We start from the raw sequence: 12,452 nt of genomic DNA, 5'->3' as shown, positions 1-12,452 counted from the left end.
TACCGACTTCCAGGAGTCCCGATGAATGACCACCGCCGCAGCCTCAGCCCGGACGCCGCACGGCAACTGGCCACGACCACCAAGACCCGGCCGCAGATGCGCGGCAGGACCCCGCGCTACCTGCTCCGCGCACTGCCCTGGGTGGACGTCGACTCCGGCGTCTTCCGCGTCAACCGGCGTCGCACCTTCCTGCTCGGCGACGACCGGATCACCGTCGACACCGACAACGACGGCAATCGCCGGGTGATCAGCGAGGACCTGCGGGAAATGCCCTTCCTGCGCGAGGCCGACCCGGCCCTGCTCGACGAGCTGGCCCGCGGGTTCACCGAAGTCACCTTCGACGCCGGGCAGTTACTGCGGAACGAGGGCGACACCTGCGACCGCCTCTGGGTGCTGGTCATGGGCCGCGCCGAGAAGCGGGTGACCACCCGCTACGGCGATGAGACCGTCCTGGAGGTGATCGGCGACGGCCAGTTCTTCGACCTCGACGCCTGGACCCGCGAAGAGCCCATGCCGTACCAGGTCAAGGCCCTCACCCCCGGCGTCGCGCTGTGCGTCGAACGCTCCGTGCTGGCCCGTCTGGCCGGCCGCGACGAGGGGCTGTGCGCCGCGCTCGACACGTACCGCGACGGCGGCGAGCGGCTCGCGGGCCGGGAAGCCCCCATCGAACTGGCCGGCGGCCACGTGGGCGAGCCCGAACTGCCGGGCACCTACGTGGAGTACGAGGACACACCGCGCGAGTACCACATGACCGTCGCCCAGACCGTGCTGCGCGTCCACACCCGTGTCTCCGACCTCTACAACGACCCCAACGACCAGGTGCGGGCCCAGGCCGACCTGACCATCCAGGCGCTGCGCGAGCGCCAGGAAGCCATGCTGCTGAACCACCCCGGATTCGGCCTGTTCCACAACGTCAGCCCCGGCCAGCGGGTCCAGACGCGCACCGGCGCGCCGACCCCCGACGACCTGGACGAACTGCTCACCAAGGTCTGGAAGCAGCCGGGCTACTTCATCGCCCACCCCCGGGCCATCGCGGCGTTCGGCCGGGAGTGTACGCGCCGGGGTGTGCCCCCGGTGATGGACACCCGCTTCGGCAGCCCGCTGCTGACCTGGCGGGGCGTGCCGCTGCTGCCCTCCGACAAGGTCGGCTTCAGCAACGGGTCCGGCGCCGCCGCCGGCACCACCGAAATCCTGCTCATCAGGACCGGCGAGGCCGAGCAGGGCGTGGTGGGGCTGCGCCCCTCCGAGGTGCCCGACGAGGTCGAACCCGGTCTGGCCATGCGGAACATGGGCACCGACAAGCGGGCGATCACCTCCTACCTGATGACCGCGTACTTCAACACCGCGGTCCTCGTCGAGGACGCCATCGCCGTGCTCCAGAACGTCGAGGTGTCCAAGTACCATGACTACTCCTGAGGCGCCCGCTCCCGAGGCCCCCGGTGCGTTCAAGGCGCCCACCGGGCCCGGATTCGACCCCGAGTCCGTGCGGCGCGACTTCCCGGTACTGCACCGTACGGTCAACGGCCACCCACTCGTCTGGCTCGACAACGGCGCCACCACCCAGAAACCGCGCCAGGTCATCGAGACCCTCGCCGGCTTCTACGCCACCGCCAACTCCAACATCCACCGCGGCGCCCATACCATGGCCCGCGAGGCCACCGAGGCATACGAGGGGAGCCGCGCGGCCGTCGCCTCGTTCCTCGGCGCGGCGTCCCCGGACGACATCGTCTTCACCCGCGGCACGACCGAGGCGGTGAACCTGGTCGCCCAGACCTGGGGCCGGGCCAACCTCGGCGCCGGCGACGAGATCCTCGTCCCGGTCCTGGAGCACCACTCCAACATCGTGCCGTGGCAGATGATCGCCAAGGAGCGGCGCGCCCGGGTGGTGCCCGTACCGCTGCTGCCGGACGGGCAGATCGACCAGGACGCCTTCGCCGACCTGCTCTCCTACCGCACCCAGCTGGTCGCGCTCAGCCACGCCTCCAACGTGCTCGGCACCGTCCCGCCCGTGCGGGAGATGACCGCGCTGGCACACCGGTACGGTGCCAAGGTGCTGGTGGACGGCGCCCAGTCGGTCGCCCACTTCCCGGTGGACGTCCAGGCGCTGGACGCCGACTTCTACGTCTTCTCGGGCCACAAGCTGTTCGGGCCCACCGGCATCGGCGCGCTGTACGGCAAACCGGAGGTGCTGGCGGCGATGCGGCCGTGGCAGGGCGGCGGCAACATGATCGAGTCGGTCGAGTTCGGCCGGACGACCTTCGCTGCCGTGCCGCACCTCCTGGAGGCCGGCACCGGCAACATCGCCGGCGCCCTCGGCCTCCACGCCGCCATCGACTGGCTCACGTCCCAGGACCGCACCGCCGTCACGGCGTACGAGCAGGCCCTGACGGAGTACGCCGTACAGGCCCTGGCCACCGTCCCCGGGCTGGAACTGCTGGGTTCGGCGCCGGAACGGATCTCCGTCCTCACCTTCACCGTCGCCGGATACGACCCGGCGACGATCGCCGAGTGGCTGGACCGGGACGGCATCGCCGTCCGCGCCGGCCACCACTGCGCCCAGCCCGCGCTGCGCCACTACGGCCTGGAAAGCGCGGCACGCGCCTCACTCGCCCTCTACAACACCCCCCGGGAGGTGGACACCCTGACCGCTTCCCTGCACAGCATGCAGCAGGGCGGTGACGACCCGGCCCGCGAGGCAATGAAGTGGCCCTGACGGCGGTCCGCGCCTCGACACGTCCGGACCACAATCGCGGGCCGAGTCGTTAGCACAAAGGAGTGTCTCCCGGAAATGGTCCGTTCCATTCAGGTGATGCCACGTGTGCTGTTGCGTACGCACGGTTACTCATCGATCGCGAGGCGGCGCAAGGGGCCGCCTTTCCGTGCTTAACCCAATGGAGGCATCCAACATGAACCGCACTGTGAAGCGCGTGGCCGCCGTCGTCGGCCCGGTCGCCGCACTCGTGCTGATGGCCGGTGGCACCGCCACCGCCGACAGCGACGAGTTTCTGAACAGCAAGATCGCGTCCACCGACTCCGGCTACTCGAACGCGACGGCGGGCCACCACGGCTCCCAGAGCACCGGTGCCGGGACGCACACCTCGCTGGTCCAGACCGGCGAGTGGGACGACGAAGAGAGCGACGACTGACAGGCGCTTCCAGCCGGTCACCCGCGCCGGCCCGGTGCACACCGGGCCGGCGCGGGTACCCGTCGGCCGAGCGAGGTGGGGAGCGACACGTGGAACTGCGCGACCTGGAATATTTCGCCCTGGTGGCCGACGAGTTGCACTACGGCCGCGCCGCGGCCCGGCTGCACGTCTCACCCGCCGCCGTACGCCGGCGGATCCGGAACCTGGAGCGCGAGCTGGGCCTGATCCTGTTCGACCGGACGAGCGGCCGGGTGTCGCTCGCCGCGGCAGGCGGTGAACTGCTGCCCGCGGCACGCCGTGCGCTCTCCGCGGTGGCCGAGGTCACGGACGCCGCGCGGTCCCTGCGCGCCGCCCGCCTCGGCGAACTGCGCATCGGCTGCGCACCGGGCACGGCCCGGCTCGTGGACGCGCTCATCGGCAAGGTGGCGCGGGAACACGCCGATGTGGCCGTGGTGGCCGTCCCCCTGTGGAGCCTGGAGGCCCTGGACGCGGTCGTACGCGGCGACCTCGGCCTCGCCCTGGTCCGCGACCCGCTGCCGCCGCAGGGCACCTCGTCCCTGATCGTCGGCAGGTACCGCGACGACCATGTGGCCGTCCCCGCGCCCGGCCCGCTGACCCGGCAGGTGCCGGTACCGCTCGGGGCGTTCGAGGGCATGCCCTTCCTGATCAACGAGCGCGACACGGCACCCGGCGTGCACGACGCGACCGTACGCTTCTTCGCCGACCGCGGCGTGGCCCCGCTGTGGCAGCACCACCGGCTCCGCGAACAGGAGCAGCTGCTCTCCCTGGTGGCGGCCGGCACGGCATCGGGCCTGGTGCACGCCCACCCCGCCGACATCGACGACCCCGCGAACATCGCCCTCCCCGGCATCGCGGTGCTGCCGCTGGCCGAGCCCGGCCCGGAGCACCGCTTCCACCTGGTCTGGCGCTCGGACGACTCCTCCGAACTGCTGCGCTCCGTCATCGACCTGATCTGCGATCACGGCTGCGACCTGGACCAGCCGGACGAGCACGACACCGCGGACAGCGCACCCGAGGAGCGCGTCACCACGTCGGACGGGCGCTGACCCCGCCGTCCACGACCAGGTCGGTACCGGTGATCCAGGAGGCCGCGTTCGAGGCGAGGAACACGCAGGCGTCGCCGATGTCCTCAGGCCGGCCGAGCCGGGTGAGCGGCGCCGCGCGGGTCCACCGTTCGACGCCGTCCGGCCAGTCGTCGGCGAGCCCCGGACGGCCGATCAGGCCGGGGGAGACGGTGTTGACGCGGACGCCGAGATGGCCGTACTCCAGCGCGGCGGAGCGGGCGAACATGATGAGGGCGGCCTTCGAAGCGCTGTAGTGCGCATGTCCCGGCGCCGGACTCGACCCCTCGATCGAGGCGATGTGGACGATCGAGCCGCCGCCCCCGCCCTTGCGCGTCATGGCCCGTACCGCGGCCTGGGTGCAGCAGAAGGCGCTGGTCACGTTGGTCTCGGAGATCCGCCGCCAGTCCTCCGCCGTCATCTCCGCGAGCGGCTGCACCGGCTGGATCCCGGCGTTGTTGACCAGGACGTCGAGTTGACCGCGCCAGGACGCCGCCGTGTCGACCAGCCGCCTGCACTCCTCCTCCCGCGTCAGATCCGCCTGTACGGCTCGGGCGCTGCCGCCCGCTGCGGTGATCTCCTGGACGAGCGCCCCGGCCGGCTCTTCGCTGTGGTGCCAGTGGACCACCACAGCCGCGCCGGCCTGCGCGAGCCGCCGGGCGATACCGCCGCCGAGCAGCCCGCCGGCGCCGGTGACCAGGGCGACCCGGCCGGTCAGGCTGCCTGCTGTCTCCGTGTCAGGCATCGCCGGCCTCGCCCGGCGCGCCGTCCGGCATCCGCAGCGGGGCGCCGGGCCGGCACAGCGCCCGGATCCGTTCCGCCTGCCGGGGGTACCGCCTGGTGAGGTCGTCCACGTCGCCGCCTTCGTAGTCGCTGGGCAGGAAGCCGGGCGCCATCGTCGTACCGCACAAGGACCAGCGCCCGCCCGGGAGGACCCGGGCGCCCATCCATGTACCCGCGGGCACCACGGTCTGCACTTCGCCCTCGTCCCCGCCGAGCCGCACCACCCGTTCGGCGCCGTCCGGGCCGAGGAGCAGCAGTTCGACGGCGTCGCCCCGGTAGAAGTGCCAGATCTCGTCGATGGGGAGGCGGTGCAGGGCGGAGAAGCCGTCGTCGGCGGTGGTGAGCAGCACGAGGATGGCCGTGCCGGCGGGCCGTCCGGTGGCGTCCGGAGGCCCCGCCCACGTACTGCGGAACAGCCCGCCCTCGGTGGGCAGTGGCCGCAGCCCGTACCGCTCGGCCAGTTCGGCGGGTGTCGTCCCGTCCATTCCCGGACCTCCGTCCCCTCGTCAGTGACAGCCCGTCAGCTCGGTCCGGCGCTCCGGAAGAGGCCCAGGAACGCCAGCCGGGGCGTGGCCCGTGCCGCCGTGATGCGTACCCGTATGCGGCGGGCCGTCACCGGCGAGGACAGGACAAGAATGCGGCTGTACCCGATCGTCGTGGCGGCCGCCGCCTGCCGCCAGCCCGACCCCTCCCGCACGTCCACGGCGAACTCCTCGACCCGCTGCCCGCGTGTGATGTCTTCGCCCAGGCGGACGCGGTCGAACGCGACGGCCTCCGGGAGCGTCAGCTCCAGCGCGCCGGTGACCGCGCCACCGGCCGGCGACCAGCCGGTGGTGAGGCCGGGGCCGGTGAGCGCGGCGGCGGTCCGGCCGTGCGCCCCGGAGAGCAGGTTGGTGCCGTACGTACGGTCCAGCGCGCTGCGGAACGCCGTCAGCTCGGCGATGTCGGCGGGGTCCACCCGCCCGTCCTTCGCCGGCGGGACGTTGAGCAGCAGGACGGCGTTGCGTCCGACGGACTTCTCGTACAGGGAGACCAGCTCGGCGGCGGTTTTCGGGCGCTGGCCGGGATGGTGGTACCAGCCCGGGCGGAGGGAGACGTCCGCCTCGCCGGGGAACCAGCGCAGCGACGTCACGTCCGGATTGCCGGTGAGCCGTTCCCGGGAGCCGAGGTCGGCGCCGGACTCGCCGCCGGGGACCTGCATGCCGACGCCGTCGCCGGTGACGGGCAGCACGCTCCACTCGGACTCGCGGGCGATGCCCTTCTCGTTGCCGATCCAGCGGATGCCGCAGGGCGCCTTGAAGACCACGGTCTTCGGGGACAGCTTGCCGATGATCTCGTAGAAGGTGGCGAAGTCGTACTCCTGGCTGATGCCGGCGTCGGTCCACGGGTTGGCGCCGTCCAGCCAGAGTTCGTCGATGGGGCCGTACTGGGTGAAGAGTTCGTAGACCTGGTTCAGGTAGTACGCGTCGTAGTCGTCGACCGTGATGTCGAACGTCGGGAGTTCGCCCCTGGCGACGGCCCGCTCGCGGTCGTCGCCGTCGACGAGGGTGGGGAGGGTGCGCGGCGTGCGGGCGCTGCCGTTGCCGTACCGGCCGTGGCCGCCCGGGGTGCGGTCGCCGTCCTCCAGGGTGGCCTGTTCCTCGATGCTGAGCGGCTCGCCGGCCTGCTGCTTGGTGCGGATCTTCGTCACCCAGTCGGCGTGCCAGGCGTGCGGCAGCTCGGCGCCGTCGGCGGGGGAGAGGTAGACGCCGACCTTGAGGCCGGCGGCCCGCGCTGCCCGTACGTACGCGCCGAGGACGTCGCCCTTCCAGGGGCCGGCCGCGACGGAGTGCCGGGTGTAGCGCGTCGGGTAGAGGACGAAGCCGTCGTGGTGCTTGGCGGTGAGCATCGCGAGCTTCGCGCCCGCCGCGCGGTACGCACGCATCCACTGCGCCACGTCCACCCGTTCCGGCGCGAACCACGCCGGGTCCTCGCAGCCCGACCCCCACTCGCGGTCGGTGAAGGTGTTCATGCCGTAGTGGGTGAAGACGGTCAGCTCGTTGCGCTGCCAGGCGAGCTGATGGGGAGTGGGCACCACGTGCGCGGCCTTGGCGACGATCCGCTCGGCGGTGTCGCCGGGCGAGACCGGGATGACGGGGGCGGGGGTGATGCCGCCGGCGGGGCGCGGGGCGCCGGCCGCCACCGCGGTCCGGGAGAGGAACGCGGCGGCGGGCAGCGCGGCGCCCATGGCGAGGATCGTTCTCCGGGACGGGCTCATCGTGGTCCTCCGTGGGTGTGGTGGACGAGCGGGCGGTACGGAGTCAGGCCGGGCGGCGCTGCCAGTACTGTTCGATCTCCTCCAGGGAGCGCCCCGCGGTCTCCGGGACGCGCCGGGCGACGTACCACGCGGCGAGCGCGGACAGCACGGCGAAGACGCCGAAGACGGTGCTGCCGATGGCCTTGAGCACGTCGGGGAAGGCCAGCGCGAAGGCGAAGTTGAGCAGGTACTGGGTGAAGGTGATCACGCCCATGCCGAGCGCGCGGGCACGCAGCGGCAGCACCTCGGGGCAGTACAGCCAGAACACCGGCCCCAGTCCGAACCCGAACGCGAAGGTGTAGACGAAGACACAGATCACGGCGAGCACGGACACATCGGGGAAGAGGGCGAGCGCCACCATCGGCGGCACCTGCGCCGCCAGCGAGATGGTCAGCAGCTTCACCCTGCCCAGCCGCTCGATGAAGGGCAGCGACGCCGCGGTGGACAGCACCAGCGCGGTGCCGACGCCGTAGTTGGCGATCGTGCCCGCCTGGCCGCCGTTGCCGCCGGTGAGGTGGGAGAAGATGACGGGCGCGTAGTAGACCACCGCGTTGATGCCGGTGAAGACCTGGAAGAAGGTCAGTACCAGGGTGATGCGCAGCGCCGGACGGTAGGTGCCGGCCAGCTCCCGCAGCCCGGCGTGCTGCTGGGCCAGGCTCTCGCGGATCTCGGTGACCTCGGACTCCGCGGTCTCCGGCGTCGCGCGCAGCCGCCGCAGCACCCCGCGCGCCTCCTCCTCGCGGCCGTGCGTCATCAGCCAGCGCGGCCCGGCCGGGCTGAGGAACATGCCGACCAGGAAGACCACGGCGGGCACGGCACCCAGGCCGAGCATCCACTCCCACGCGCCGGCCGCCGACAGGGCGTCCCCGACTCCGTAGGCGAGCAGGATGCCGACGTTGACGGCGAGCTGGTACAGCGCGGTGATCCGGCCACGCAGATGCTTGGGCGCCAGCTCGCTGAGGTAGATCAGGCCGAACATGTTGGCCAGTCCGACGGCGAAGCCGAGGACGAACCGGGAGACCATCAGCGTGCCGGCATTGGGGGCCACGCCGCACGCGACCGAGCCGGCGACGAAGATGAAGCCCGCCAGGATCAGCAGGTGGCGGCGGTCCCAGCGGCGGGCGGCGAGTGAACCGCCGACGATGGCGGGCAGCGCGCCGAGCAGCAGCAGGCTGGTGACCAGGCCCTGCCCGGTGGCGTCCAGGCCGAACCGGTCGGTCAGCGGTTGCAGCGCCCCGGAGATGGCCCCGGAGTCGTAGCCGTACAACAGGCCGGAGAGGCCGCCGAGTACGGAGATCCAGTGCACCCGCCGGGGCACCTTCTCGCCGCTGTGCGGGGCGGTTCCGGCCGGGGACTGGACCTGGCTCACGAGATCGTCCTTCCGTACGCCATACATGGGACCTATCCGGAGGGGGTGTCAGGCTCGGCGACGAAAGCTAGCCTGTGAACCCGGTCGCGGCAATGGGTCGCACCGAATGCATCGCCAAGAGATCCGACCTCTTGCCGGGCCCATTCCTCCGATGTATCCATCCGATGTATCCGTCGAGTCGCCACCCACCGTGGAAAGGACCGGGACCGGAACCATGGAACAGATCGCCCTGCACACCCGGCTCAAGCCGGGCAAGGAAGCCGAGTACGAGCGGGTGCACGCGACCATCCCCGCCGAGCTGGACGACGCGCTGCGCGCGGCCGGCGTGCACGCGTGGCGGATCTGGCGCGACGGGCTCGACCTGTTCCACCTCGTGGAGGTCGAGGACTACCGCGCGATGCGCTGCACCCTGGCCGACCACCCGGCCAATGTCCCCTGGCAGACCAGAATGGCCGGCCTCCTCGACGTCCAGGACAGCTACGCCGGCGACGACCACGGCCTCGGCCTGGTCTGGGAGCTGCCATGACCGACGCGCACGAGGCGAGCGACGGGCGCGAGGCGACCGACGCGCATCATGTGATCGACGCGCACCACCACCTCTGGGACCCAGCCGCACGCGCCTACCCCTGGCTGGACCCGAAGGCCCACGCGCCGATCCACCGCCCCTACACCCTCGGCGACCTGCGGGACCGGGCCGCGGCACACGAGGTGACCGCCACCGTCCTCGTCCAGACCGTGGCCACCGCCGAGGAGACCGACGACTTCCTCGCCGCGGCACGCGCGTCGGACGGCCTCGTCGCGGGCGTCGTCGGCTGGACCGATATCACCGCACCCGAACTCGCCCTGCCCGAGGACCCGTTGTTGGTCGGCATACGGCACCAGGCCGAGGACGAGCCCGACCCGCGCTGGCTGACGCGTGCCGACGTCCGGCGCTCGCTCGCGGCGCTCGGCGCCCGCGGCCTGGCGTACGACGTCCTGGTACGGGCGCCGCAGCGGCAGGCGGCGCTGGAGTGCGTACGCACGCTGGACGAGGTGCGGTTCGTGCTCGACCACGCCGGGAAACCGGGCATCGCGGCGGGGGAGTGGGCGCCCTGGGCCGCCTGGATCACCGAGGCCGCCGCCTGCCCGAACACCGTGTGCAAGCTGTCCGGGCTGGTCACCGAGGCGCCGTGGCACACCTGGACGGCCGCACTGCTGCAGCCGTACGCCGAGCATGTGCTGGCGGCGTTCGGCGCCGACCGGGTGCTGTTCGGCTCGGACTGGCCGGTGTGCGAACTCGCCGGCGGCTACGGCGCGGTACGCGCCCTCACCGACGAACTGCTCGGCGGCTGCACCGCGACGGAGCGCGCGGCCGTGCTCGGCGGCACCGCCCGGCGCGTATACGGCCTGTGCCTCCTCGACGGTCCGGACATCGGATGACCTCTTGTGCCGCGGCTCGGCGTGGCCGTATGTTCGCGTCGCCGGTACAGACATCCGATGTATTCCGGCAGTGCGGCCGACGGAAGGGACGCCACCGATGAGACCGACCCGCCTCGGCCCGCCGGACGCGGACATCCGGGCCACCGCACCCTCCGGCGCGCCCGCCGCCACCGCGCGGATCACCTCCCTCACCGTCCACGACGTCCGCTTCCCCACCTCCCGGGAACTGGACGGCTCGGACGCCATGAACCCCGACCCCGACTACTCCGCCGCGTACGTCGTCCTCGGCACCGACGCGCCCGACGGCCTGGCGGGCCACGGCTTCGCCTTCACCATCGGCCGCGGCAACGACGTCCAGGCCGTGGCCATCGCCGCGCTCCGCCCCTACCTCGTCGGCCGCTCCGTCGCGGAGCTCTGCGCCGACCCCGGATCGCTCAGCCGCGACCTCGTCGGCGACAGCCAGCTGCGCTGGCTCGGTCCGGAGAAGGGCGTGATGCACATGGCGATCGGCGCGGTGGTCAATGCCGTGTGGGACCTGGCCGCCAAGAGCCGGGGCGAGCCGCTCTGGCGGTTCCTCGCCCACGCCGAGCCCGAGTGGCTCGTCTCCCAGGTCGACTTCCGCTACCTCACCGACGCCCTCACCCCCGGCGAGGCGCTGGCGCTGCTGCGCGCCGGCCGGGAGGGCCTGGCCGCCCGCGAGGCCGACCTGCGCGAGCGCGGCTATCCCGCCTACACCACCTCACCCGGCTGGCTCGGCTACTCCGATGCCAGACTCACCCGGCTCGCCGAGGAGGCCGTCGCGGCCGGCTTCACCCAGATCAAGCTGAAGGTCGGTGCCGACCTCGCCGACGACCTGCGCCGCTGCCGTACAGCGCGTGCCGCTGTCGGCCCGGACATCCGCATCGCGATCGACGCCAACCAGCGGTGGGACGTGGCCGAGGCCATCGCCTGGACCAACGCGCTGGCGGAGATGGACCCGTACTGGATCGAGGAGCCCACCAGTCCCGATGACGTCCTCGGGCACGCCGCCGTCCGCCGGGCGGTCGCGCCCGTCCGCGTCGCCACCGGCGAACACGTGCAGAATCGGATCGTCTTCAAGCAGCTCCTCCAGGCCGGCGCGCTCGATGTGCTGCAGATCGACGCGGCCCGCGTCGGCGGCGTCAACGAGAACCTGGCGGTGCTGCTGCTGGCCGCGAAGTACGGGGTGCCGGTCTGCCCGCACGCCGGCGGCGTCGGACTGTGCGAACTGGTCCAGCACCTCTCGATGTTCGACTACCTCGCGCTCTCCGGCACCACCGAGGACCGCGCCATCGAGTACGTCGACCACCTCCACGAACACTTCGTGACCCCCGTGGAGATCCGGGACGCGCGCTACATCGCCCCCACCGCACCCGGCTTCTCCGCCGAACTGCACCCCGGCACGCTCACCACGTACGGCTACCCCGACGGCACGTTCTGGACGGCCGACCGCGCGGCACGCACCACCGCACATCCGACGCCACACAAGGAGGAGCACGCATGAACGACATGAGCGGCCGCACCGCACTGATCACCGGCGGGGCCTCGGGCATCGGCCTGGCCACCGCCCGGCTGCTCGCCGCGCGCGGTGCCCGCGTCGCCGTACTGGACCTCACCGCCGACAAGGTCGAGGAACCGCTGACCGGCCACCGCGCCGACGTCAGCGACGACGACTGCGTACGTGCGGCCGTCCGGGCCGCGGTCAGCGACCTGGGCGGCCTCGACATTCTGGTCAACAACGCCGGCATCGGCGCGGCCGGCACTGTCGAGGACAACACCGACGCCGAGTGGCACCGGGTCCTGGACGTCAACGTGCTCGGGATCGTCCGCACCAGCCGCGCGGCTCTCCCCTACCTCCGGGAGTCGGCACACGCCGCGATCGTCAACACCTGCTCCATCGCCGCCACAGCGGGGCTGCCGCAGCGCGCCCTGTACTCGGCCTCCAAGGGCGCCGTGCTCTCGCTCACCCTCGCCATGGCCGCCGACCACGTCCGCGAGGGCATCCGCGTCAACTGCGTCAACCCCGGCACCGCCGACACCCCGTGGGTCGGGCGGCTGCTGGACGCGGCCGACGACCCCGAGGCCGAACGCGCCGCGCTCAACGCCCGGCAACCCATGGGCCGCCTCGTCACCGCCGACGAAGTAGCGGCAGCCATCGCCTACTTGGCGTCACCCGCAGCCGCCTCGGTCACCGGCACAACACTCGCCGTCGACGGCGGCATGGCGGGCCTGCGACTGCGCCCGGAGACGGAGCGGTGAGCGACGAGCGCCGGGGCATACCGGACGACGACCGTGCCGGCGCCACACCAGGGACGGATCCTTTGGTAACCGCGTCACGG

At 72.4% G+C, this 12,452-nt stretch carries 12 protein-coding genes; 8 read left to right on the top strand and 4 right to left on the bottom strand.

Annotated elements, in window-relative coordinates:
- The first annotated feature begins 21 nt into the window (after window positions 1-21).
- From ACIGQF_RS09360 to ACIGQF_RS09345, 4 genes are all read left to right on the top strand, one after another.
- A complete protein-coding gene (locus ACIGQF_RS09360; RefSeq protein ID WP_399707447.1) occupies window positions 22-1,416 on the top strand; it encodes a family 2B encapsulin nanocompartment shell protein in 1,395 nt (464 codons plus the stop codon).
- Window positions 1,403-2,713: a SufS family cysteine desulfurase gene (locus ACIGQF_RS09355; protein ID WP_399707445.1), complete on the top strand. Its 1,311-nt coding sequence runs from the start codon at window positions 1,403-1,405 to the stop codon at window positions 2,711-2,713. Before ACIGQF_RS09360 ends, ACIGQF_RS09355 begins: the two co-directional genes overlap by 14 nt.
- A 193-nt stretch (window positions 2,714-2,906) precedes the next feature.
- Window positions 2,907-3,146, top strand: a complete 240-nt coding sequence (locus tag ACIGQF_RS09350; protein ID WP_399707443.1) for a hypothetical protein — start codon at window positions 2,907-2,909, stop codon at window positions 3,144-3,146.
- Between the two features lie 89 nt (window positions 3,147-3,235).
- Window positions 3,236-4,213, top strand: a complete 978-nt coding sequence (locus ACIGQF_RS09345; protein ID WP_399707441.1) for a LysR family transcriptional regulator — start codon at window positions 3,236-3,238, stop codon at window positions 4,211-4,213.
- Here ACIGQF_RS09345 and ACIGQF_RS09340 read toward each other — a convergent pair.
- The 4 genes from ACIGQF_RS09340 to ACIGQF_RS09325 are packed head-to-tail and all read right to left on the bottom strand — an operon-like array spanning window position 4,191 to window position 8,676.
- Entirely contained in the window at window positions 4,191-4,973 is a 783-nt protein-coding gene (locus ACIGQF_RS09340) for an SDR family NAD(P)-dependent oxidoreductase (RefSeq protein ID WP_399707439.1), read from the bottom strand. The two genes, ACIGQF_RS09345 and ACIGQF_RS09340, sit on opposite strands and share 23 nt — an antisense overlap.
- The gene (locus tag ACIGQF_RS09335; RefSeq protein WP_399707437.1) at window positions 4,966-5,496 is read right to left on the bottom strand and encodes a cupin domain-containing protein; all 531 of its coding nucleotides are present in this window, start codon (window positions 5,494-5,496) and stop codon (window positions 4,966-4,968) included. The genes ACIGQF_RS09340 and ACIGQF_RS09335 overlap by 8 nt, the downstream gene beginning before the upstream one ends.
- A gap of 35 nt (window positions 5,497-5,531) precedes the next feature.
- Complete coding sequence (locus ACIGQF_RS09330; protein ID WP_399707435.1) at window positions 5,532-7,268, bottom strand: alpha-L-fucosidase; 1,737 nt, start codon at window positions 7,266-7,268, stop codon at window positions 5,532-5,534.
- A 43-nt stretch (window positions 7,269-7,311) separates the two neighbouring features.
- Entirely contained in the window at window positions 7,312-8,676 is a 1,365-nt protein-coding gene (locus tag ACIGQF_RS09325; RefSeq protein WP_399707433.1) for a sugar porter family MFS transporter, read from the bottom strand.
- A 214-nt stretch (window positions 8,677-8,890) separates the two neighbouring features.
- On the opposite strand from ACIGQF_RS09325, the gene ACIGQF_RS09320 reads away from it, so the two are divergent.
- The 4 genes from ACIGQF_RS09320 to ACIGQF_RS09305 all read left to right on the top strand — a co-directional run bounded on the left by ACIGQF_RS09320 (window position 8,891) and on the right by ACIGQF_RS09305 (window position 12,372).
- The gene (locus tag ACIGQF_RS09320) at window positions 8,891-9,202 is read left to right on the top strand and encodes an L-rhamnose mutarotase (RefSeq protein ID WP_399707431.1); all 312 of its coding nucleotides are present in this window, start codon (window positions 8,891-8,893) and stop codon (window positions 9,200-9,202) included.
- On the top strand, window positions 9,199-10,095 hold the full coding sequence (locus ACIGQF_RS09315) for an amidohydrolase family protein (protein ID WP_399707429.1): 897 nt from the start codon (window positions 9,199-9,201) through the stop codon (window positions 10,093-10,095). The genes ACIGQF_RS09320 and ACIGQF_RS09315 overlap by 4 nt, the downstream gene beginning before the upstream one ends.
- Window positions 10,096-10,192: 97 nt before the next feature.
- Window positions 10,193-11,617, top strand: coding sequence for an L-fuconate dehydratase (locus ACIGQF_RS09310; RefSeq protein WP_399707428.1), 1,425 nt, complete (start codon window positions 10,193-10,195; stop codon window positions 11,615-11,617).
- Complete coding sequence (locus ACIGQF_RS09305; protein ID WP_399707426.1) at window positions 11,614-12,372, top strand: SDR family NAD(P)-dependent oxidoreductase; 759 nt, start codon at window positions 11,614-11,616, stop codon at window positions 12,370-12,372. Before ACIGQF_RS09310 ends, ACIGQF_RS09305 begins: the two co-directional genes overlap by 4 nt.
- The last annotated feature ends 80 nt before the right edge of the window (window positions 12,373-12,452 follow it).

Source organism: Streptomyces sp. NPDC053560 (assembly GCF_044544605.1).
Lineage (GTDB): Bacteria > Actinomycetota > Actinomycetes > Streptomycetales > Streptomycetaceae > Streptomyces.
This window is presented reverse-complemented; position numbering and strand designations above follow the sequence as displayed.

What these genes read in the sequence shown, in the direction of transcription:
- ACIGQF_RS09355 (WP_399707445.1), top strand. Translation starts at nt 1,403, where the DNA reads ATGACTACTCCTGAGGCGCCCGCTCCCGAGGCCCCCGGTGCGTTCAAG.
- ACIGQF_RS09320 (WP_399707431.1), top strand. Translation starts at nt 8,891, where the DNA reads ATGGAACAGATCGCCCTGCACACCCGGCTCAAGCCGGGCAAGGAAGCC.
- ACIGQF_RS09360 (WP_399707447.1), top strand. Translation starts at nt 22, where the DNA reads ATGAATGACCACCGCCGCAGCCTCAGCCCGGACGCCGCACGGCAACTG.
- ACIGQF_RS09315 (WP_399707429.1), top strand. Translation starts at nt 9,199, where the DNA reads ATGACCGACGCGCACGAGGCGAGCGACGGGCGCGAGGCGACCGACGCG.
- ACIGQF_RS09340 (WP_399707439.1), bottom strand. Translation starts at nt 4,973, where the DNA reads ATGCCTGACACGGAGACAGCAGGCAGCCTGACCGGCCGGGTCGCCCTG.
- ACIGQF_RS09330 (WP_399707435.1), bottom strand. Translation starts at nt 7,268, where the DNA reads ATGAGCCCGTCCCGGAGAACGATCCTCGCCATGGGCGCCGCGCTGCCC.
- ACIGQF_RS09335 (WP_399707437.1), bottom strand. Translation starts at nt 5,496, where the DNA reads ATGGACGGGACGACACCCGCCGAACTGGCCGAGCGGTACGGGCTGCGG.
- ACIGQF_RS09310 (WP_399707428.1), top strand. Translation starts at nt 10,193, where the DNA reads ATGAGACCGACCCGCCTCGGCCCGCCGGACGCGGACATCCGGGCCACC.
- ACIGQF_RS09305 (WP_399707426.1), top strand. Translation starts at nt 11,614, where the DNA reads ATGAACGACATGAGCGGCCGCACCGCACTGATCACCGGCGGGGCCTCG.
- ACIGQF_RS09350 (WP_399707443.1), top strand. Translation starts at nt 2,907, where the DNA reads ATGAACCGCACTGTGAAGCGCGTGGCCGCCGTCGTCGGCCCGGTCGCC.